The organism is Psychrobium sp. MM17-31, assembly GCF_022347785.1.
Taxonomy (GTDB): domain Bacteria; phylum Pseudomonadota; class Gammaproteobacteria; order Enterobacterales; family Psychrobiaceae; genus Psychrobium.
This window is the reverse complement of the sequence record NZ_JAKRGA010000005.1, coordinates 133,911-155,432: the sequence shown is the minus strand read 5'-3', so window position 1 is coordinate 155,432 and position 21,522 is coordinate 133,911. Positions and strand designations below refer to the sequence as shown.

Genomic DNA, 21,522 nt, shown 5'->3' with positions numbered 1-21,522 from the left:
GTGCGTATAGCGCTACTTAGTTGATATTCCTAGACTATTAAACCGCATCTCCACACGCCCAACCAGAGCTCCATGCCCATTGGAAGTTGTAGCCTCCGAGCCAGCCGCTAACGTCCATCACTTCGCCGATGAAGTAGAGGCCTTTGACCTTTTTTGATTCCATGGTTTTTGAGCTAAGTTCGTCGGTGTTTACGCCGCCTAAAGTGACTTCGGCGGTGCGGTAACCTTCGGTGCCGTTTGGCTTGATTTTCCACTGGTGGAAGTAGGTGGCTAGGTTAACTAACTCTTTGTCGTTAAATTGATTTAATGGTTTGTCATCAATTTTGTTTAGCTCGATTAAACGCTCGATAAAGCGTTTTGGTAGATGCTGCGTTAGACAGGTTTTAAGTGCCTGTTTGGGACTTTTCTCGCGCGCTTTTTCTAACACGTTTTGTAAATCGCTGCTTGGTAGCAAGTCGATGGTGATTGCTTCGCCCGCTTTCCAATACGAAGATACTTGTAGCATCACTGGGCCTGATAAACCGCGGTGAGTAAATAGCATGTCTTCGCTAAAGTTAACGCCATTTTCGCAGGTTACAGATGCTGACAGGCTGATGCCTGAAAGACATTCGAAATCTTCTTTGTCGTTGTTTTGCCACGTAAAAGGAACAAGCCCAGCGGTAGTTTCTGTGACGTTTAAGCCAAACTGCTGCGCAACCTTGTAACCAAATGGTGTCGCGCCGAGTTTTGGCATTGAGAGGCCGCCTGTGGCGATGACAAGCGATGTTGCTTGGTATTTACCTTGGCTGGTTGTGATGTCAAAGCCGTCGTCGGTTTTGTTGATGGTCATGATTTCATGACGCAGCTCTATGGTCACGCCAGCCTTGTCACACTCACTCTCTAGCATGTGAACGATGTCTTTGGCGCTGTCGTCGCAAAATAGTTGGCCGAGTGTTTTCTCGTGATAAGGGATTTGGTATTTGCCGACTAGGGAGATGAAGTCCCACTGGGTGTAGCGACTAAGCGCTGATTTCACGAAATGTTTGTTGCCACAGATGTAGGCGTTAGGCTCGATGTTGTAGTTGGTAAAGTTGCAACGACCACCGCCGCTAATAAGAATTTTTCGGCCAATTTTTTTGGCGTTATCGAGTAATAATACGCGTTTTCCGCGATAGCCAGCAGTGGCTGCACAGTGTAGACCTGCCGCACCTGCGCCAATGATTATTACGTCGAAGTTGTTCATGGAATTCTCTTTTTTAATGTTGCGTAAATCGATGTGAAGAATATTGCGTGGGGATTGAAGCGAGGATCATTCCCGTTTTTATCGCCTTAAATCAGAAATTGGCCAATGAAAAAATCATGGATGATTTTTTAGTATTTGCCGCAGGGATGCGGATCAAATACGTCATTGAATAGGCAATTTATTATTTAAGATGAGCGATAAAGTGGCGGGTCGCCTTTCTTTTGGTTACTTTTCTTTGGCGAAGCAAAGAAAAGTAACTGATGTGCTTGTGAAAAACTTGAGAGTGGAACAAATTACAAAAAGCACATCATTATCTGCACGTAATATAAGAGTATCGACATAACCTAATAAAACGTGCGTATTGTAACCGCGTATGAGCGCTGAGGCTACTCTACAGTTGAACCTGGTTCCATGATGCTGCCGCCTGCGCCTTCAACTGCCATTGCTGCGAAGTCTTTGTCGAACATGTACATGGCTGAGCCGTCGTTACCGATCATTTCTAGCTTGTCTAGGATGCCTTTGAATAGCTTCTCTTCTTCGTGTTGCTCGGCAACATACCATTGTAGGAAGTTGAAGGTTGAGTAGTCGTGGCTGGTGAAAGCTACGTGAGCTAGTTCGTTGATCTTGCTTGTGATCTCACACTCGTGCTCAAGAATTTGTGTGAATACGTCGTGTAGTGATTCGAACTCGTGTGGCGCGGCATCGATGGCACCTAAAATTGGTAGACCGCCTGTTTCTGATACGTAGGTGAATAGGCGTTTCATGTGTTCCATTTCTTCGTTGGCGTGTTTGCGCAAGAAGGTTGCTGCGCCGTCGAAGCTTTTGTCTTCACACCATGCACTCATTTGTAGGTATAAGTTTGATGAGTAGAACTCAAGATTGATTTGTTCGTTGAGCTTTTGGATCATTTGTGCTGATAACATGAGCTTCCCTTTTTTGGTGCGTGATGCTGAAAATTTAGTTGGCCAGATAATGGCGTAATTTAGGGGAGTGGTCAACGGTAAAAACGGTGTGAAATGTGATTGTGGCTAAGTTTTTCGGCTGAATTTTAGCTAGTGAGAACACTTGTCATTAACGTTATGATTTCAAAGCTATATTTATGCTATTTGCTAAAAATAGTTCGCATTTATATTACGGTTTTACAATCGTAATTTTGTAAAAGATTCGCGGTAATTTAGTCCGAGGATTGTATGATGTGCTTATAAGCTTTGGAGAAAATACCAGCATGGATGAAAGCACACCAGTTACTTTTCTTTGCGTCGCCAAAGAAAAGTAACCAAAAGAAAGGCGACCCGCGGGTTTATCGCTGAATCTTGAATAAAAAATTGCCTTATCAATACCGTATTTGATCCGCATCCCTGCGGCAAATACTGAAAAATCGTCCCTGATTTTTCTATTGGTCAATTTCTAATTCAAGGCGATAAACGGCGGGAGGTGTCCGCACGTTGACATATCGCATTAGATTCTCGAATAAATACTCACATAACAAGACGAACGTTACTTGCGCCAATCGTAACCACTTGGACTTTGGAAGGCGCGCAGGTCGAATTCTGGAAGCACTGCATAGATGTGGTCGAATAGGTCTGCTTGTATCGCTTCGTAGTTCGCCCAGCGGATGTCGGTGCAGAATAGGTAGATTTCGATTGGCAGGCCGTTTTCGTCTGCTGCCAGTTGGCGTACCAGCATGGTCATGTCTTTGCTAACCATGGGGTGGTTCTTTAAATAATATTCTAAGTAGGCGCGGAAGGTGCCGACGTTGGTGAGTTTTCGGCCGTTGGCACCTAAGGTTAAATCGCTAGTTAGTTGTTGATTTTGCTCGTCTATTTCAGCTTGTTTCTGAGTTAGATAATCGGCGATAGAGTCGATTTTTTTAAGGCGTTCGATGAGCGCTTGATCCATAAAGCCAATGGAATTGACGTCGATGCGAATTGAACGTTTGATGCGGCGGCCGCCTGCCTGTTCCATGCCACGCCAGTTTTTGAATGAATCGCTGATTAGGGCGTAGGTTGGGATCATGGTGATGGTTTTATCCCAGTTTTGTACCTGTACCGTGGTAAGCGCGACTTCTAACACTTCACCGTCGGCACCGTATTTAGGCATTTCTATCCAGTCACCACGACTCACCATTTGGTTGGCGGCGAGCTGCACGCCTGCGACAAAGCCAAGGATGGTGTCTTTAAAGACTAATAGCACGACGGCGGTCATGGCCCCTAAACCACTGAGGAAGTAGAGCGGTGATTTGCCGAAGATGGTTGAGATTGAGATAACCGCAACGATCAAGAAAATAATGAGCTTAACCAGTTGGTTGATGCTTTTTACTGGTAGTTTCTTATTGAGACCGCGATCTCTGGCGATATCTAGTACGACATCGAGAATTGAGAATAAAAAGGCGGCAATTTTCATCAAGATAGCGATGTTACATACCGTCACCACTATGGTTGTTAGCGCCGGATAGGGATGCAGGGCAACCGGACTAAAGGTGGCGATTATCAGCAGTGGAATAATGGCGGCTATTTTGGCAAGTGCTTGATGTTTTTCGAGTAAATCGAGTGTCTTTGGGGCAGTTTTTCCCAATAATCGATTGAGGAGATTAATGAGTATTAGGCGATCAACTTTGTCGATAATGACTGAGGCAATCAGCATGATGCCAACGAGTATTGCGCTGTCGAGCCATACGTATTGGGTGATTGGCTGATATTGGGCAATCAGTTGATTTAGATAATTTGTCACTCATCCTACTCCTTTGGTTAGTCTTGAGTAGGATAGAGTAATTTTTTAGCGAATGCTATTGGGCAAGTGCGTTGCTAATGAGTTCGCTCAGTTGGGCAATGGATTGGGCATCGGCTTGGTTTTGTTGTTTATTTTCCAACAGTTGGTAGCTGATGTTTAGTCCGGCGATAAGTGCAACGTTGAGCAGGTTGGCGCTCGGTTGTTTTTGTTGCACTTTTTCCATTTGTTGATTTAACAATTTTGCCGATTCGAGCAGGGCGTCTGCCTGACCTTCGGGGCATGCCACCGATAGCGTTTTATCAAGCAGGGTGATTGTTAACTCTTGGCTCATTAGGCTTCTTGCTCTAGGCGTCCCACAATTGCGTTGATTTTGCTAATGGTTTGCGCGTGATTTTCTTCTTGCTCTAGCGCTTCAAGTTGCAGAGTTTCGTTGTCGTCTTCAAGTTGTTTTACTTGGGCAGCTAGTTGTTCGTTTTGTGCTGTTAGGCGAGCGATTTCGTCGTTGTGTGAGGCGTTTTTTGAGATAAGTTGTTCGATGAGTTGCTCTAGTTTTGGTAATGCTGAATCTGACATGAGAAATCCTGTGAAAATAATGAAAAAAAGACTGTAGTACAAACACTAGTCTAGTGGGGCTTAATATAAACAATATGGGGTGTAAATAGCCAGTCGTAGTGCGGGTTTATTGTAAGAATTTATACATTTTTTTGATCAAATAGACGTTGTAGTCCCAATTCGATGTCTTGTTCACCCAAACCCGCGAATCCAAGGCGAATAAATCGATCACTTGTTTGATTTTTATCGATTAAAAACTGCGACTCTTGTTGGATGTAAATGTCGTTGTTTAATGCTCGCTCGGTGAGTGCTTTGGCGCTTTGATTTATTTGCACCCACATCGCCATGCCGCCGTCGGGAATGGTAAACGCCGATACAATGCCAAGTGATTGATAGTGTTCGAGTTGTTTAATCATGAAATCGCGGCGTTGGTGATAGGTTTTAGTGGCTTTGCGCAGGTAACGTTCGAACGCGCCTGCTTGCATCCAACGGGCGATAGCGTCTTGCATTGGCACACTTACTTTGTGATTGAGCAGGCTTTTGTAATTGGTTACCGCGGTGGCGAGTTGTTTGTCCATCGCCATAAAGCCAATGCGCGCGCCGGGAAACATCACTTTCGAGAAAGTGGATAGATAAATCACCAAGCCGTTGGGATCGTCACTGGCCATTGGCGCTAGCGGTTGGCAGCTGTAGTGATATTCGTGATCGTAGTCGTCTTCGATGATGGCGATGTTGTGGCGACTGGCAACTTGGTAGATAGCGTGACGCCTGCTTGGCGGCAGTGTGACCGTGGTTGGATATTGGTGCAAAGGCGTTAAATAGATTACGGCAATGGGTTGACCAAGCGCCAGTTGGTTAGCGATCGCTTTCTCTAATTCGCTAGGAATCATGCCATTCTCATCTTGCGGGATGGAAATGACCGTGGTTCCGCTACTTTGAAAGCTACGCCATGCGGGAGCGTAGCCCATGGCTTCGGTGGCAACGCTATTGTTTGGCGATAATAGCAGTTGCGACAGCATATAAAGCGCTTCTTGTGAGCCGTTGGTAATGACTATTTCGCGATCTGTTAGAGAACGGGCACGACGTAGATATTGACTAACTTGTTCAATTAACGGCGAAAAACCAGCTATGTTACCGTAATTCAGTTCGGCCAGTTGTGGTCGAGAGAAAGCATCGCTAACGTAGCTTTTAAACTCGTGAAAGGGAAATAGCGATATATCTGGCGTACCGCCAGCAAAGTTATAGCGGTAGTTCGCGGCAACTTGGTCGCTGTGGCGCGGGACGTTTTTGGTAAATTGCCATTGAAATCCTGACTCACTGACGCGATTTTGCTGCGCTGGTGGCAAAGAGCTGTTGATTGGTAGGTTTGTAGCCACGAAATAACCGCGCCGTTGCTTACTAATAATCCAACCTTGAGCGATGAGTTCGTTATAAGCCGCCATAATGGTGTGGCGGTTGGTGCTAAGTTGCTGTGCGAGCTCTCGCGCCGATGGCAATTGCTCGTTCTCTTTCACTTGCCCTTGCTTGATGGCTTGGCGCAGCGCATGGCTAATGGCGAGGTATTTTGCGCCCTTGAAATTCGAAAGTGACTCATTGCTGATGTGGAGCGTTTTCACTGGTATAGCATTAACTTAATTTCTGGTTGTTAACAATCTACCAGATGTTTCCATAATTATCTCCATTGATCATTAACGGAATGAATTATGAAACAGCCACAACCTCTTATTCTTGCAAATGATATTGTCACGCTTAAGCCGATGACGATGGCTATGGTGGAAGATTTTTATCGCGCCGGAAAGCCTGAGCAAATTTGGCAATGGACTCAACCCTATCAATGTGAATCGCTAGCAACGGCGACTCGTTGGGTAGAAACGGGATTGGCAGCCGTTGAGCGTGGTGAACAGGTTATGTTTGCCATTATCGACAATGCCACAGGGCGTTTTGTCGGCAGTACTCGTTATTTGAGTATCGATGTAGTCAATTCCACCATCGAAATTGGCTACACATGGGTTAATCCCGAATTTCAACGCTCTCACATCAATTCAAACTGCAAATTGTTGTTGCTAACTCATGCTTTTGAAGCTTTGGGGGCGGTGCGCGTGCAGTTGCGTACTCATAAGCGCAATCAAAAATCCCGCAATGCGATTAGCCGTTTGGGAATGCAGTTTGAAGGTATTTTTCGCCACAATATTTTGCTATCAACGGGAGAGTATCGCGATACTGCGATGTTTAGTATGTTGCGAGATGAATGGCCGCAGGCCAAACAACGATTGATGGCTAGAATTGCAGGCTCTGCTAGCTCAGTGAACGCTGCAAAGGCGGCCATTAGTGACACGGCCAATGCTCTGATGCAAGAAGCGCCTTTCGCACAAATTGTGGTGGCGAGTAATGATAACTTGCTCGATCAAATCATCTATTTACCGCTGCAGCTCGACAGGCAGCGTGGTGTGTTAACCGGTCATATGGCGAGTGATAATAAGCTGGCGTGGTTATTGGAAAATTCACCTCGTGTGGTGGTGGTTTTTGACGGCGGCGATAATTATGTGTCACCACAGGTACATGCCAAGCAGTTGGTGCCAACATGGAATTATCGCAAGTTGCATATCAGCGGCCAATTTAGCTTTTTATCTACCGATGAAAACGAAGCAATTATCAAGGCGCAAGTTGCGCAGTTTGAAGGTGGCAAAAATCAGGAAATGCAATGGCAATATGAACAGCAGTCACCAAAATTAATGGCGACTATGCTCAGTCAGATCCGTTGTTTCGAAATCGCCATCGAGCAAATTCAAATGCACGAAAAGCTGAGCAAGCATAAACCTTTTGAATTGCGCAAAGCCATTGCTGATGAGCTAGTGGCCGACGGTCAGTTAAGTTTGGCAAACGCGCACCTTGATTGAACGAACTATTGAGTGAGCAGTTGAGAGAGTTTTTGACAGAGCTGTTGAGCACTGGTCAATGAGGTTATTGATATTGTTGGATGAGCTAGTTCCTTCATTGGGCGGAGGATCGTATACTTTATTCATTCAATTATTTTACGAACAACATTATGAACCCAAGCTATCAATTCAATGACCTTATTTGTCGTGACCATCGCTTTAATGTACCGCTGGATTATCAGCAGCCAGAGCAACAACAGTTATCTGTTTTTGTGCGTGAAGTGGCCAGCGAACAAGGCATCGAGCAGCAGTTTCCTTATTTGATTTTCTTTCAAGGCGGTCCTGGATTTGGTGCAAGCCGCCCGACGGGGCTTGATGGCTGGGTTGGTGAGGCTTGTAAGCATTACCGCGTATTGTTACTCGACCAGCGCGGCACAGCCTGTAGTTCGCCAGTAAATGCACAAACCTTACGTCATATGTCTCCTGAGCAGCAAGCTGAGTATCTAGCTCATTTTCGCAGTGACAACATAGTGCGCGATGCCGAATTTATTCGTCGTCAGCTGATTGGTGATGCGCAGTGGACTATTTTAGGTCAAAGCTTCGGTGGTTTTTGTGTGCTGCGCTATCTATCGGCTGCACCAGAGGGCGTTAAGCAGGCCTTTATTACTGGTGGCATTCCATCACTTACTCGTCCTGCTGCTGATGTTTATCGCAAAACATTTAGCCGTGTTTTAGACAAGAATCAGCTGTTTTTCGATACCTATCCGCAGGCGCAAGCAATGGCAAAAGCGATTGCCGAGCACTTGTTAACTCACGACGAAACCTTGCCTGATGGCTCGCCACTAACGGTTGAACGTTTTCAATTATTGGGTATTCACTTGGGAATGACTGGTGGTCATCAAGAGTTGTATGCCGCATTAGAGCAAGCCTTCGTCGATGTGAATGGCCAGCGTGAACTGAGCTTTGTATTTAAACAAGCGATGCTCGGTTTACTCGATTACGACACTAATCCGATTTTCGCATTCTTACACGAATCCATTTATTGCCAAGAGTTTGCGTCGAATTGGGCGGCACATCAGGTGCGTAATGAGGAATTTAGCCAGCAGTTTAATTACCTTGGTGGTGAGCAGGTGTTTAACTTTACGGGGGAGATGATTTTCCCGTGGATGTTTGAGCAGTTTTCACAATTAAAACCACTAGCACAAGCCGCGCAATTGTTGGCAGAAAAAGACGATTGGTCGATGTTATATGACCTTGAGCAGTTGGCGAATAATCAGGTACCTGTGGCGGCTGCGGTGTATGAGACTGATATGTATGTTGATATTGCCTATTCCAATGAAACGTTGCAGCAAGTAAATGGCGCAATGGCGTGGTATAGCGGCGATCATGAGCACAATGGTATTAAGGTAGATGGTGCGCGAATTTTTGCAACGCTGCATAAGATATTGAACCCTTAGTAGCGTATATTTATACCTTAGAATTTCATCGAGTTAGGTTGTTGATTTAGCGTTCAACGTTGATTTTTTGTGCCATACTAGTGCGACAATTTTTGGCACACTGGATGTAGCTTTGAAAAATAACGATGAAATCAACGCCCTCAAGTTTGAATTGGCTCAACTCAAAAGCCAATTTGAGGCGCGTATTAACAACCTCGAGTTTCGAATCGCTCAGGTTGATCCCGATTACTCTCCTACCAATTCTCAGAATCAAACTGCTGTAGATACAAACTCACAAAGTGATGCTAATGCGATGCAATCCGTTGTTCACTCAGTTGTTGAATCAACGCCTGATATTGAGCAGGTTGCAGTAACATCGGAAGATAAACTCACTAAGCCGCAGGATGTTGAACAAGCACCTATCGCTGCATCAACTAAAACTCCAACAGCGCAAGCTGCGCCTGTTCAAAAAACGATTCCAGCACCAAAAGTACCCGCTACACCGCGCAAACCAAATGTTGTTGAAGCAATGGTGCGCGCATTAATGGCGATGCTGTTCGATTGGTTTAAACCTGTTGCCACTATTTATCACTCGTATAAAGAACGTGGCATGTTAGGTATTTTCTCGTTAACTATCATGGGGATTGGTTTAACGCTGGCTGGCTTTGGCTATTTGATGCAACTGCTTATTGATCAAATGGGCGTCGGATTAAAATCTCTTGCTATGTTGTCGGCGGCATTGGCGGTGATGGCGTTGGGAATATATCTCAAGCGACAAACTAAGTTCGGTGAATTCGCAACGGCGATTGTCAGTTTGGGCATTTTATTGCTCTATAGCACCGTGTATTTCGCTGGCGACGTTTATCAAATTTTATCGATATGGCACGTTGTGGCGCTGTATTTGGTTATCGCGCTAGCGGCTCATGCACTTGCCTTGTGGTTAGATACTAAAGTAATAGCCGCGCTTGGTATTGTCGGTGTGGCTATTTTACCTATGCTGTCGGACGTGGTGACGGCGCAGGGCAATCTGTATTTAGTTTCTCTAGCCTTGGTGACGCTAAGTAGTTTAGTGCTTGCTTATCGTTATCTTGGTGCTTGGCTGGCGAATCTGACGCTAGCATTTGTGCTAGTGTCGTTAGAATGGGCTGTTAACCAGCCACTATTCTCGTTACCTGTTGTTTTTATTGATGTATTCTACCTTCTTTTCTTCGGTTATATCGCTTTAACCTTGGTATTTAAAGAACAACGCCAGCAGACTGTATTGTTGTTCTTGGCGGCGCTGATTGGCGCTCATCTACTCTTTTTCTTCCAAGTCAGCGATGCCTTTTCTCATTGGCTGTCAGTTATCTTTGCGGTGAATAGTACTGCGGCGATTGCGGCGAGTTATGTGCTCTATCGCATTAAACATCCATTGACCCATTTCATGGTACTCGTTGCGACTGTGTGGGCAGTATTAACAGCGGTTAGTATGCTCGATGGCGAATATTGGGGCATTGCATGGGCCGTTGAGGGCTTGTTGTTGATTGCCATTGGTCGTCGTTATGGCTTGCCAAGCGTGATTAATCAGGGCCAGATTTTGTCAGTTATCGCACTGTGCCATTGTTTGGTGGCGGTGTTTGATAATTCTGTGCTGTTATTGAATCTAGCGACGCTATTTGAATGGATTATGGCAGCTAGCATTTGGGCAACGGTGAGTATTTGGCTGCGCTTGATCGACGAAAGTGAAGCTTTTGATAAGTTCGCTATCGATCGCGTTAAGCCATTATTGCTGTTTTGTGAGTCGGCGTGGGTAGCCTTGGTATTAGTATCGTGTGGCGCTATGTGGCTCGGCCCGTGGGTCGCGCCTATTACTATTGTCCTGCAGGCGGCGCTATTGTTTAGAGCGCGTGCTTGTGGGCAAGTGAGTATCGAATTATTGGCAATGTCGTTAATCGCGGTGCCATTAATTTACACTATTGATTTTGCGACGAATTTCGGCATTTATCGCTTCTCTCAATTACCGATGTTTGCCAAATTGTCTTTGGTTTCAGCACTGGCTCAGCTGTGGTTATTTTCTGAATATTATCGCCGCTTTGCGCCGCAGAGTTCACTGCGTCAGTTCTCCGAATACGCTCGTATCGCTTTCTATTTGATAGTGCCGATATGTTGGTTAGGTACCGCTGTTAGACGCTTAGATGAAAGCGTTATTTTAGTGGCATGGCTATCACCGTTGCTGGCAACTTGCTTTGCTATTTGGGTTAAACACAAACTGATTGTTGGGCAGGCGAAAATCTTAGTGGGCGTTGCTAGCATTGTGTTAATTTTTGGGGCGTTGTTTACGGCTGTGAGTGTTGCACTTATTGCCACGGTATTATTTATACTTTGCTATGGCGCGGCTTATTGGTTGCATCAACGCAATGCTAATGAGCTTTATCAATACATTGCTAGTTGGGGCTTATGGACCATCGGCATGATGGTTCCACTAGCGGTGATCACTGTGTTTGATGTTGGTATTGAGGCACATATTGCCGGACTGATGTATTGGTTAGCAATGATGCTGATTGCACCGCAATGGTGGTTGGCTAAGCGTCATAGTACGATGATCGGCGTGATGTTGGGCTTGTATGTTGTGTCGAGTTGGTTGCTGGCTTATGAAGATCCGCTATTTGCAATAGCAAGTGTGTTGTTTGTGGCGGCGTCCTTTGTTAAACAACGTCAGCCATATCAGGCGTCAGCACTTGGCCAATGGTTTGATTCTAACAATGGACTGTTGCTACACAGCGTCATTTTAATTGCTTACACCATAACGTTACTCGGCTTATACAACTTGAGATTAGATCTGTTATTAGCGCCTATTCTTGCCGTGCATGGTGCGTTTATTCTGTTTATGAATCAACGTACTATCGCAAATGTTCGTTATAGCTTTGGTCTTATCTTAATGGGTATTCTCAAACTTGGGTTATACGATGCTGCCAATGCCGTGCTATGGCAAAAAGTGGTGCTATTTATGGGAATTGGTGTGCTGATCTTGTTAGCATCATTCTGGTATCAGCGTTTGGTGAATAACCAAGCCACCGACACAGACGAACAGCTATTGGACGCTAACGAAGGTTAGCGTCTGTTAAATTACTCGCTTGTCGATGAGGTCGCCGTTTTCAATGAGCGCGGCGACACTCTCTGGTTTGCCAAAGAAATATCCTTGGTAATACTGACAGTGTAAATCGGCCAAGAATTTATATTGGCTTTGGTTTTCAATGCCTTCGGCAATTACGTCGATTTCTAATGCGCGCGTCATGGTTAAAATGGCTTCGACAATTGACGCGTCATCTTTGTTTTCGTGCAATTCCTGAATGAATGACTTATCGATTTTTACGGTATCGATAGGTAGTTGCTTGAGGTAGGTAAGCGACGAATAACCAGTGCCAAAATCATCGAGTGAGAAGTGAACGTGGAGGCGACGCAGCTGATTCATTTTCTTGATGACATCGTCGATATCGCCAATGGTTACTTCTTCGGTGATCTCTAGCACCAACTGCATATTCTGCATTGAGTAGCTTTCGATAATGCCTTTGACTTGATCGACAAAATCGTCTTGTAAGAAGTGGCTTGGACTAATGTTAATCGCCACTTTTAATTTGTTGTCGGGGTAGAAGCTACTGACTAAATCATTACATTGCTGACACGCCATGTGCATGATGTAGCGGCCTAGTTTGTCGATGATGCCGATTTCTTCCGCCAGCGCGATAAAGTTTGATGGATCTACAATGCCGTTAATCGGATGATGCCAACGTAGTAGGGCTTCCATACCAATGAATTTCCCGTCTTTATCGACTTGTGGTTGGTATTGCAGGAATAGCTCCTTGTTGGCAAGGGCATCGTGGAGTTCTTTCGATTGTTTGAGGCGCACTTGGGCTTTTTTCTGCATTTCTGGCTGAAAGAAAGAGAAGAAGCCTTGGCCTTTTTCTTTGGCGTTGTACAGCGCGATATCGGCTTGGCGTAAGATATCTTCCGACGATTGGCTGCCGCCGTAGTTAAATACGGTAATTCCGATACTCGCCGACAGATTAAATTGGTGTTTGTCGACCTTGAGTTGCGCCGCCACTAGCTCGATTAGGGTGGTGGCGTTATTGTAGGTTTGCAGTGCTGCCGATTGCGGATCGTCGCGGTTCATCGACATCACCAATACAAATTCGTCGCCGCCTAAGCGCCCTAGGAAATCTTCACTGCGATGGTTAAACGCCAGACGGTTACCAATGGCTTTAATAACTTTATCGCCAGTGGCGTGACCGAGTGAGTCGTTAACGGCTTTAAATTGATCCAAGTCGATAATAAACATGGCGTAATGACTTGGATGCGCTGCACTGCGGAGGCGCTCGTGCTCTAAGTATTCTAGTAGCGCATATCGGTTTGGCAGCTCGGTGAGAGGATCGTGAAGCATTTGCTTGTCGAGCTTGTTTTGCGCTTTCTCTCGCTCGGCGATCTCTTGGCGCAGCTGTTGGTTAACCTGACTGAGTTCTGCGGTGCGCTCATCAACGAGTTTACCCAGTTTGTTATTGAGTTTGTTGATGTTCTTCTTGGCAAGGGAGAGTTCAAACACTGCTGGTAGCCAACGGTGAAAGCCAACCGCTAAAAAGAGTAAACCAATGAGTGAGCCAATGCCTTTTTCGATCACAGCTTCGGTAGGCGTATCGCCAATGAGAACGTATTGATTAAGTGCGGGAAAGTTGTCGGTAATGTCGATGAGTGAGCTAATGAATAAGAGGATAAAGCCAGCTAAAAGGAATCGGGAACCCGGTTGAGTTTCGACTTTGTGGCGCATCATCGAATAATACAATGTCCACAAAACTGCGAAGGCAGTTAAGGCAACTAAACTTTCTAAAAGTAGCTCATTCATAAAGAGTTTCCCTTGAATAACAATCCATTCTAACGTGAATTTTTGTGAGCTATCAATATGATCTTTAGGCTAAAATTAGTGTAAATTAGATACTAGTAATAAAAGTGTCACCGAAATATAACAATAACAAGAGTAATAGTTTATATGTTTCAATCTGTTAGTAGATTCATCCTCAAATCTCTGGGATGGAAAATGGTTGGTGAGTTACCACGTGAGCGCAAATATATAATTATTGTTGGCCCGCACACCAGCAATTGGGATTTCATTTTAGGCATGGTTGTGCGTTCGGCGCTGGGCGTTAAAGTACGATTTTTAGCGAAGCATCAGTTGTTTTACGCACCTTATGGCTGGTTTTTTCGTTGGCTTGGCGGCAGCCCTGTTTATCGCCATAAAGACAATAATCTTGTCGACCAAGTCGTTGCGATGTATGAAGACAATGACGATTTTATTTTGGGGATTGCACCTGAAGGGACGCGCAGCGAGACTAAGCGTTGGAAATCAGGGTTTTATCATATTGCCGCAAAGGCAAATGTGCCGATTGAAATGATTGGTTTCGATTTTAAATCCAAAGAAGTGCGTTTTCGTGAGGCGTTTTGGCCAACGGGAGATATCGATTCCGATTTTCCGGTGATTTTGGATTATTTCCGCGGCGTGGATGGCTGTCATCCGAAAGTGATTCCACAGCATATTCCGGCTGAGAAAGTATCAAATTAATCTTTGCTCAAGATAACAAAAGGGGCTATCAACAGTGTTGATAGCCCCTTTTTGTTAGATTTTTTAATGATTTAAATCGTTAAACGATTTTCTTCATCGCTGACATGTGGCCGCGTAATACGTTACCAACAGCTTCCACTGGATGATTGCGTAACTCGGCGTTGATTGCGATTAACTGCGCGTTGTCTACGCCATTGTCTTTACTGTCTAGACCGCGACCGATAACGTCGGTATCGATGCCTTTCATGAAATCTTGTAGCAATGGTAAACACGCGTGGTTGTATAGGTAACAGCCGTATTCTGCTGTGTCAGAAATGGTTGCGTTCATTTCGTATAACTTCTTACGTGCAATCGTATTGGCGATTAACGGCGTTTCGTGTAGTGACTCGTAGTAAGCAGATTCGTCTTTGATGCCTGCTGCAACCATAGTTTCAAATGCTAGCTCTACACCGGCGCGAACCATAGCTACCATTAGAATACCGTGGTCGAAGAATTCTTGTTCGCTGATTTCCATGTCGCCCGCTGCTTGCTTTTCGAAAGCTGTTTCAGCAGTTTCTTGACGCCAGCCTAGTAGCTTCTCGTCGTCGTTAGCCCAGTCTTCCATCATGCCTGATGAGAATGCGCCGCTCATGATGTCGTCCATGTGCTTGTTGTATAGCGGACGCATGATGTCTTTTAATTCTTCTGATAATTCAAATGCTTTGATCTTAGCAGGGTTAGACAAGCGATCTAGCATGTTGGTAACACCACCGTATTTGAGAGCCTCGGTGATCGTTTCCCAACCGTATTGTAGAAGTTTCGCTGCGTAACCTGCGTCGATGCCTTTCTCAACCATTTTGTCGAAACAAAGTAATGAGCCAGTTTGTAGCATGCCACATAGAATGGTTTGCTCACCCATTAGGTCAGATTTAACTTCGGCAATGAATGATGACATTAGAACACCGGCGCGATGACCACCAGTACCAGCAGCATAAGCTTTAGCTAGCGCTAGACCTTCGCCATTTGGATCGTTGTCTTCGTGAACGGCGATTAGCGTTGGTACACCAAAGCCGCGCTTATATTCTTCACGTACTTCAGAACCTGGACACTTAGGTGCTACCATGATTACTGTTAAGTCGTCGCGAATTTGCATACCTTCTTCAACAACGTTAAAGCCGTGAGAATAAGTTAGACATGCGCCGTGTTTCATTAATGGCATCACCGCTTCAACTACCGCAGAGTGTTGCTTGTCTGGCGTTAGGTTAAGTACTACGTCTGCATCTGGAATTAGCTCTTCGTAAGTGCCAACGGTAAAACCGTTTTCGGTGGCGTTTTTCCATGATTGACGTTTTGTTTCAATAGCTTCTTTACGTAAGGCGTAAGAAATATCTAAGCCGCTGTCACGTAGATTTAAACCTTGGTTTAGGCCTTGAGCACCACAGCCAATAATTACCATTTTCTTACCAACTAGGGCTTGGACGCCGTCGCTGAATTCGCTGATATCCATAAAATCACACTTAGCTAATTGTGCTAACTGATCGCGTAATGAAAGGGTATTAAAGTAATTTTGTGCCATGCTCGTTCCTACTTATTTATTCTGTTCGATACTTAAATTCATCTGATTGAGGGTCACTAGGTGACTATGCCTTAACACTAACTCAACTCTTCTCTTGCGTAAAATGATATAAACGGGCTACAGTGTTGCAAAATGTGAAATGTAAATTGAGTATCTTGCAATGGATAATAAACACTTAAAAATGTTCTTGGCACTGGCTGACTCCCTGCACTTTGCGAAGGCGAGCGATATTTGTCACGTTAGCCCGTCGACGCTAAGTCGCAATATCGCCCAGCTAGAGCAGCAATTGGGTGTGGTGTTGTTCGATCGTGACAATCGCACTGTTGCCTTGACGCGAGAAGGGCAGCTCTTTGTGCAATATGCCAAAGCGTCATTAGCGCAATGGGATATGTTTAAGAGCTCATTGGAAAACGACAGCGATGAACTGCAGGGCGAGCTCAGTATTTATTGCTCGGTGACTGCTAGCCATAGTTTTTTACATTCACTGCTCGCTCGCTATCGCCAGCAATATCCCAAGGTGGAAATTAAGTTGCGCACCGGCGATGTGGTGCAGTCGGTGCCACGTGTGGTGGACGAAAGTGAAGATATGGCAATTGCCGCTAAGCCGGATGTGCAGCCAAGCAATGTCGCTTTTCAGACTATTGGTGTCTCGCCATTGGTATTTATTGCCCCCGTTGATCGTTGCGAAGTGCAAGCTCAGGTGGATAGCGGTCAATATCGCTGGAATGAGTTGCCTTTGATTGTTCCAGAGCAAGGTGTGGCGCGTAAGCGCTTAGATAAATGGTTTAAAAGTAAGAGTATCAAGCCCAATATTTATTCTGAGGTAGCGGGTAATGAGGCCATTGTTAGTATGGTAAGCCTTGGATTCGGTGTTGGGTTGGTTCCTAAAATTGTTTTGGATAACAGTCCGTTAAAGGATTCTATTCAGATTATGGAAGTGACCCCTAGTATTGAACCTTTTGAAGTGGTGATTTGTTGTTTGAAGAAGCGCTTAAAGCAACCTTTATTGAGTTCATTATGGGAATTAGCGAAAGAAGGGATTGAAAAATAACGGTTTTGAGTTACTTTATAATCACTCATTTCAAGGGAATAGGTATCGATGAAAAAGCATAAAAATGAAGATAAGTTGCTCAAGCTAGCATTGCAGTTAGGGAAAGCCTATGCCACGAAACGCGGATATGGTGGTTTGGAAAAGGCGGAATCTAACAAGGATAAAGTAGAAGCGATTTATCGATTGTTAGTGCACGATAAGTTAATTAGTCCCTTGCCTGAAGATAAAGAAGACGGCCCTAATCTCAAGCACCGCCTCGTGTTGTGGATTATTTCGCAATTGCCTGAGAATCACGAATTATTGCAGTAATCTGCTATATCCTTTCGAGAATGGCTACGCCTTGGCGGTAACCTAAACCGCCATTGCCGTGGACAGCGCCATAGCGTTGATTACTATTGATGAGGCGCTGACTCATTTCAATCAATGCATTGAGACTGGGTGCGTTCCAAGGCGCACGCGCCAAGTTCATGCCGCCGGTAATGGTAATTTCATAGTCTTGTAATAACGGCGCTATATCACTGACGTCTTTGACAATTCCACTGTGTAGTAAAAATGCCATCGGTACTATCGGATAGCAGGTATAGGCTTCTAATAGTGCGTTGTGGTGCAAAAATTCTTGGCTAAAATTAATTTGTGCGGCATTACATGCTTCATCAAACGCAATGCCTAAGTGATTGTATTGCGAGAGTGTCTTAAGCTCTTTAGTTTCATCTTGGGTATTGATTTCACAGCAGTGAACCCCTGCAACTTTCACGCTTTTTTCCCATCCTAATTGCGCCAATACTTCTTCGCTGCAAATCAGTAATTTTCCTGCAAAATCAATTAATGGATTTGCGCAATCAACGCCGCGAAATAGTGGCGTGACATTGTCATACCATTGCTGTGATGGCAGTGAAAAATGCGCTTGTTCATTATCGATATGACGTTGATAAGTGACTTTGTAATTCTCAAACAGCGCTGCTGCTATTGTTGTGAATTGCTCTTCATTCAAACTGTGATTTTTAATAAATTGCTGCGCGAGATCGTTGTAGAGATCAGCAATAGTGGTTTCATCATCATACACCGCCATTAGTTGGTGGCGTTGCTCGCGACTATAGCCTGTTTTGAGGGGCTCATTGGCCTCGATAATGACTGCTTGCTGACCTTGATTAATTAAATGAGTCGCATGTTCTAGTGCCATTATCGGTGCGCAACCACTGCGAAAGTGATTGGCTGTCTGTTCGCTATGCCAAGGTGTTGCTAGAGGATCAATGGTTAAGGTAGTGGCTTCTATAGAGGCACTGCCTAATGCTTTGATTTTTATATCGAAATCTTGTTGTTGTGACGAGGTTTTCTGATTGATATTGGCGTAACTTGCCGCAATATAGGACGATTTCGATTCTGACATGGCGCTTTTCCCTTTTAATTCAAGCGATTTATCGTGCATTTCTTACACAAAAAGCAGATTTGTAGACTATATTTTAATTTCGAAAAACTCAATAAATAGTCATAGGCTATCTGATGCAGTGACAGGGATGAGAGTAGTATGCCAGCGAAAATAGATGAAAATCAGATCGTACAAGATTTTTGCAAGATGCCGCGCGAGGAATTTTTTATTCACGCCTCTGCCTATCTTGCCAAATGTTTTGATATTGAATGCGTTGTAATTGCCACCTTTGGTATTGTTTATAAACAGCATGTCAATGTGCAAGCCGCCTACGGTAATGGCAAGCAATTGTATGACGCCAGCTATGTTATTGACAGCGATACTGTTAGTGATTTACTGACGGGCAGTTCAGTCGACAAGCTTGAAGATCCCCATCAAGTCATGGTTAACGGCCAATCATTCCCTCATCAATTTATTATGCCTATTCTCAATGCTCGCCATAAAGTGATAGGGCATGTCGCATTCTTTAGCAGCAAATCGAAGTTTAATTACACCATTCAGCGGACCGCGTTAAATGCGGCAACGTTTCGATTGGCCAATGAGTTAGAACGCGAACAGCAATCGACGAAGATAGAAATGCTCAATTTGGGCTTGTCATTACCTAAAGGTGAGCTTTACTTTAGCGAATTAGTGAAGCTGATGACTCGCTATCTCAATGTCGATTATGCCTTTATTGGCAATGTAACTGATCCTGATTTCGTTAATGTTGAAATCCGGGCAATGACCGAGCGAGAAATTGATATTTCGCTAAGTAACTACCAATTACCAATTCCTAATATTCCCCCTACTGTGCGTCAACCTTATGTGATGCAAATGCAGCCAACACAATTACCGCTAAACGGTAATCGATCGCAGATTGTGAGTTGTGTTATTGGTATTTATTTGTTTGGTAAAAACAATCAGGTGATTGGCGTATTGGGGGTAATGACTAAAACCGAAGTCGACCGAATTCAGTCGGTGAAATCTCTGCTTGATAGCTTCTCCCTTAGCGCGTCACGCGAACTCGAAAATCAAACAACCCAGCGTCAGTTGGACTACTACACGGGGATTTTAGAAGGCACATCTGATTTATTGAGTTTTGTCGACCGCGATTATACTTTTTGCGCCGTAAACGATGCCTATCAAACGAAGTTTGGTTTACCGAAAGAGCACATAATTCAACGACCTGTTGCCTTGCTGTATGGCGAAAAAAACTTCGACAACATTATTAAACCTAGCCTAGAGAAAGCATTTAATGGCGTAATCGATAGTGTTGAGTTTTCTGGTACTGATATGCAAGGGAACGAGATGGTGTTGCATGCTAAACATCATCCTTATCACAATGCGCAAGGCGATATCGTTGGTGCTGTGATGTCGTGTCGCGATATGACTGGGACAGCAGCTGGAGAAGTGGTTAATCAGCCGAGTGAGTCTTGGTTGCAGGTTCTTTACGATAAAACACCGTCGATGTTTTTCACAGTTGACCAATCGTTGAATATTAGCTCTGCTAATGCCTTTGTAACGCAGAAGCTTGGCTTTGAAAAGTCAGAACTAGCCAACGATAAGCTGCATAATTTGTACTGTGATGAAGACAAAGAGCTGGTGGATCACTTCTTAAGTCGCTGCTTCCAAAAGCCAGATGAATTGCATGAATGGGAAATGCGCATGGTGACGAGTGATGGCAATGTCATCTGGGTTAAACAGTCGGCACAAGTGGTGGAAGTGGATAATTGTCAGCCACGTATTTTATTGGCATCGGAAGATATCACTGAGAAACATCAATATTCGTTAGAGCTGTCATATCAAGCTAGTCATGACTCGCTGACGGGATTAGCAAATCGAATCGAGTTTGAGCGGGCAATGCACAAGCTAATTGACTTACCTGAAGATCACGAAGCTACTGAGCACGTGTTGTGCTACATCGATTTAGATAACTTTAAGCAAGTAAATGACGAATGTGGTCACCCGGCAGGGGATGAATTATTGAAAAATATTGCGGCGCTGCTGAAGTTAGGGGTGCGCCGCAATGACGTAATCTGCCGTATTGGTGGTGATGAATTTACCATTATTATGGCCAATTGCGGATTAGATAAAGGCGTCGAGATCGCTCAGAAGATGTGTGATGCCATCGCCGCCTATTCATTCATTTGGAAAGGGGTGGAATTCAAAGTTGGTGCGAGTATCGGAATTACTAAATTTACTCATACTAAACAAACCTTTAGAGAAATAGTAACCGCAGCTGATGACGCTTGTTATTGCGCTAAGAAAGCTGGGCGCAATACCGTTTATCGCTACGACTGTGACTCTCATTTGTTAGATGAAAAAGACGTTGAAATGAGTCAAATACGCGACTCTATTACCGAAGAGCGTTTTGAGTTATTTGCACAACCTGTATTTAAAATTGCCGATATGACTAAGGTTGTCAGTTATGAGTTCTTGCTCAGAATGCGCCACCAAGACGGATTAATTCCGGCGAGTGAGTTTATGCATTTAGCGCGTCGTTTTGATGCGCTGATGATGATCGATCGTTGGGTGATTAGTCAGGCATTTGCATGGATGGATACTAACAGACATAACCTCGACGGCGTTCGCTGTAACATTAATTTATCGACCATTTCCGTCAGTCACGGTGATTTCCTGCAGTTTGTTGTCAGTAAGCTTAAACAGCACGACATCGATGGCAGTAATATTTGTTTTGAAATCACTGAAATGTCCGCTCATGAGAACTTGCAAGGTGTGGTTAATTTTATGGCTGAATTAGCCAAGTATAAAACGCGTTTTATTTTGGATAACTTTGGTGGCGATGCCTCTTTATTGGGACATATCAAAACATTGCCGGTCGATATTGTGAAAATCGATGGCACCTTGGTGAGTTGTTTAACGGATCAAGCAATTAACTTAGCAACAGTTAAAGCTATCAACGATATTGCTCATGTTGTTGAAAAATCAACAGTCGCCACCTTTGTTGAAGACGAAGAAACCCTTAAATGTTTACAGGAAATCGGCGTTGATTACGTGCAAGGGGACCTACTAGGCGTGCCTAAACCACTGGCAACTATCCATTAGCGCCTCATTAATGGCGCTTCGCTAAACCAACTGCTATATTCC

At 44.5% G+C, this 21,522-nt stretch carries 17 protein-coding genes; 8 read left to right on the top strand and 9 right to left on the bottom strand.

Features of this window, described 5'->3' with window-relative positions; genetic code table 11:
• Positions 1-37: 37 nt before the first annotated feature.
• Entirely contained in the window at positions 38-1,222 is a 1,185-nt protein-coding gene (locus MHM98_RS15415; RefSeq protein WP_239440257.1) for an NAD(P)/FAD-dependent oxidoreductase, read from the bottom strand.
• 47 nt (positions 1,223-1,269) lie between these two features.
• On the opposite strand from MHM98_RS15415, the gene MHM98_RS18855 reads away from it, so the two are divergent.
• Positions 1,270-1,395 carry a hypothetical protein gene (locus MHM98_RS18855; protein WP_275441637.1) on the top strand — a complete coding sequence of 42 codons (126 nt, stop codon included), beginning with the start codon at positions 1,270-1,272 and terminating at the stop codon, positions 1,393-1,395.
• A 213-nt stretch (positions 1,396-1,608) separates the two neighbouring features.
• Here MHM98_RS18855 and ftnA read toward each other — a convergent pair whose 3' ends face one another.
• The 5 genes from ftnA to MHM98_RS15390 form a co-directional block, all read right to left on the bottom strand.
• The gene (gene ftnA / locus MHM98_RS15410) at positions 1,609-2,145 is read right to left on the bottom strand and encodes a non-heme ferritin (protein WP_239440256.1); all 537 of its coding nucleotides are present in this window, start codon (positions 2,143-2,145) and stop codon (positions 1,609-1,611) included.
• 574 nt (positions 2,146-2,719) lie between these two features.
• A complete protein-coding gene (locus MHM98_RS15405) occupies positions 2,720-3,952 on the bottom strand; it encodes a mechanosensitive ion channel domain-containing protein (RefSeq protein ID WP_239440255.1) in 1,233 nt (410 codons plus the stop codon).
• A 55-nt stretch (positions 3,953-4,007) separates the two neighbouring features.
• Entirely contained in the window at positions 4,008-4,283 is a 276-nt protein-coding gene (locus MHM98_RS15400) for a cell division protein ZapA (protein ID WP_239440254.1), read from the bottom strand.
• Entirely contained in the window at positions 4,283-4,525 is a 243-nt protein-coding gene (zapB, locus tag MHM98_RS15395) for a cell division protein ZapB (protein WP_239440253.1), read from the bottom strand. The genes MHM98_RS15400 and zapB overlap by 1 nt, the downstream gene beginning before the upstream one ends.
• 119 nt (positions 4,526-4,644) lie before the next feature.
• A complete protein-coding gene (locus MHM98_RS15390) occupies positions 4,645-6,120 on the bottom strand; it encodes a PLP-dependent aminotransferase family protein (protein WP_239440252.1) in 1,476 nt (491 codons plus the stop codon).
• An 87-nt stretch (positions 6,121-6,207) separates the two neighbouring features.
• On the opposite strand from MHM98_RS15390, the gene MHM98_RS15385 reads away from it, so the two are divergent.
• The 3 genes from MHM98_RS15385 to MHM98_RS15375 all read left to right on the top strand — a co-directional run bounded on the left by MHM98_RS15385 (position 6,208) and on the right by MHM98_RS15375 (position 11,910).
• Positions 6,208-7,401, top strand: coding sequence for a GNAT family N-acetyltransferase (locus MHM98_RS15385; protein WP_239440251.1), 1,194 nt, complete (start codon positions 6,208-6,210; stop codon positions 7,399-7,401).
• Between the two features lie 149 nt (positions 7,402-7,550).
• Positions 7,551-8,837, top strand: a complete 1,287-nt coding sequence (locus MHM98_RS15380) for an alpha/beta fold hydrolase (protein ID WP_239440250.1) — start codon at positions 7,551-7,553, stop codon at positions 8,835-8,837.
• A gap of 112 nt (positions 8,838-8,949) precedes the next feature.
• Positions 8,950-11,910, top strand: a complete 2,961-nt coding sequence (locus MHM98_RS15375; protein WP_239440249.1) for a DUF2339 domain-containing protein — start codon at positions 8,950-8,952, stop codon at positions 11,908-11,910.
• 6 nt (positions 11,911-11,916) lie between these two features.
• On the opposite strand, the gene MHM98_RS15370 is transcribed toward MHM98_RS15375, so the two are convergent.
• Positions 11,917-13,689, bottom strand: a complete 1,773-nt coding sequence (locus MHM98_RS15370) for an EAL domain-containing protein (RefSeq protein WP_239440248.1) — start codon at positions 13,687-13,689, stop codon at positions 11,917-11,919.
• A 144-nt stretch (positions 13,690-13,833) separates the two neighbouring features.
• Between MHM98_RS15370 and MHM98_RS15365 the strand changes: the two genes are divergently transcribed.
• On the top strand, positions 13,834-14,403 hold the full coding sequence (locus tag MHM98_RS15365; protein ID WP_239440247.1) for a lysophospholipid acyltransferase family protein: 570 nt from the start codon (positions 13,834-13,836) through the stop codon (positions 14,401-14,403).
• Positions 14,404-14,482: 79 nt separating this feature from the next.
• On the opposite strand, the gene ilvC is transcribed toward MHM98_RS15365, so the two are convergent.
• Positions 14,483-15,958, bottom strand: a complete 1,476-nt coding sequence (ilvC, locus tag MHM98_RS15360) for a ketol-acid reductoisomerase (RefSeq protein ID WP_239440246.1) — start codon at positions 15,956-15,958, stop codon at positions 14,483-14,485.
• Between the two features lie 160 nt (positions 15,959-16,118).
• On the opposite strand from ilvC, the gene ilvY reads away from it, so the two are divergent.
• On the top strand, positions 16,119-17,009 hold the full coding sequence (gene ilvY / locus MHM98_RS15355) for an HTH-type transcriptional activator IlvY (RefSeq protein WP_239440245.1): 891 nt from the start codon (positions 16,119-16,121) through the stop codon (positions 17,007-17,009).
• A gap of 48 nt (positions 17,010-17,057) precedes the next feature.
• Entirely contained in the window at positions 17,058-17,318 is a 261-nt protein-coding gene (locus MHM98_RS15350) for a DUF5062 family protein (RefSeq protein ID WP_239440244.1), read from the top strand.
• 4 nt (positions 17,319-17,322) lie between these two features.
• Here MHM98_RS15350 and MHM98_RS15345 read toward each other — a convergent pair whose 3' ends face one another.
• A complete protein-coding gene (locus MHM98_RS15345; protein WP_239440243.1) occupies positions 17,323-18,396 on the bottom strand; it encodes a hypothetical protein in 1,074 nt (357 codons plus the stop codon).
• Between the two features lie 138 nt (positions 18,397-18,534).
• Between MHM98_RS15345 and MHM98_RS15340 the strand changes: the two genes are divergently transcribed.
• Complete coding sequence (locus MHM98_RS15340; protein ID WP_239440242.1) at positions 18,535-21,480, top strand: EAL domain-containing protein; 2,946 nt, start codon at positions 18,535-18,537, stop codon at positions 21,478-21,480.
• The last annotated feature ends 42 nt before the right edge of the window (positions 21,481-21,522 follow it).

Bases quoted from the DNA above. Each gene is read 5' to 3' on its own strand.
- MHM98_RS15415 (WP_239440257.1), bottom strand. From the start codon at position 1,222: ATGAACAACTTCGACGTAATAATCATTGGCGCAGGTGCGGCAGGTCTA.
- ftnA (WP_239440256.1), bottom strand. From the start codon at position 2,145: ATGTTATCAGCACAAATGATCCAAAAGCTCAACGAACAAATCAATCTT.
- MHM98_RS15400 (WP_239440254.1), bottom strand. From the start codon at position 4,283: ATGAGCCAAGAGTTAACAATCACCCTGCTTGATAAAACGCTATCGGTG.
- zapB (WP_239440253.1), bottom strand. From the start codon at position 4,525: ATGTCAGATTCAGCATTACCAAAACTAGAGCAACTCATCGAACAACTT.
- MHM98_RS15385 (WP_239440251.1), top strand. From the start codon at position 6,208: ATGAAACAGCCACAACCTCTTATTCTTGCAAATGATATTGTCACGCTT.
- MHM98_RS15380 (WP_239440250.1), top strand. From the start codon at position 7,551: ATGAACCCAAGCTATCAATTCAATGACCTTATTTGTCGTGACCATCGC.
- MHM98_RS15370 (WP_239440248.1), bottom strand. From the start codon at position 13,689: ATGAATGAGCTACTTTTAGAAAGTTTAGTTGCCTTAACTGCCTTCGCA.
- MHM98_RS15365 (WP_239440247.1), top strand. From the start codon at position 13,834: ATGTTTCAATCTGTTAGTAGATTCATCCTCAAATCTCTGGGATGGAAA.
- ilvC (WP_239440246.1), bottom strand. From the start codon at position 15,958: ATGGCACAAAATTACTTTAATACCCTTTCATTACGCGATCAGTTAGCA.
- ilvY (WP_239440245.1), top strand. From the start codon at position 16,119: ATGGATAATAAACACTTAAAAATGTTCTTGGCACTGGCTGACTCCCTG.
- MHM98_RS15350 (WP_239440244.1), top strand. From the start codon at position 17,058: ATGAAAAAGCATAAAAATGAAGATAAGTTGCTCAAGCTAGCATTGCAG.
- MHM98_RS15345 (WP_239440243.1), bottom strand. From the start codon at position 18,396: ATGTCAGAATCGAAATCGTCCTATATTGCGGCAAGTTACGCCAATATC.
- MHM98_RS15340 (WP_239440242.1), top strand. From the start codon at position 18,535: ATGCCAGCGAAAATAGATGAAAATCAGATCGTACAAGATTTTTGCAAG.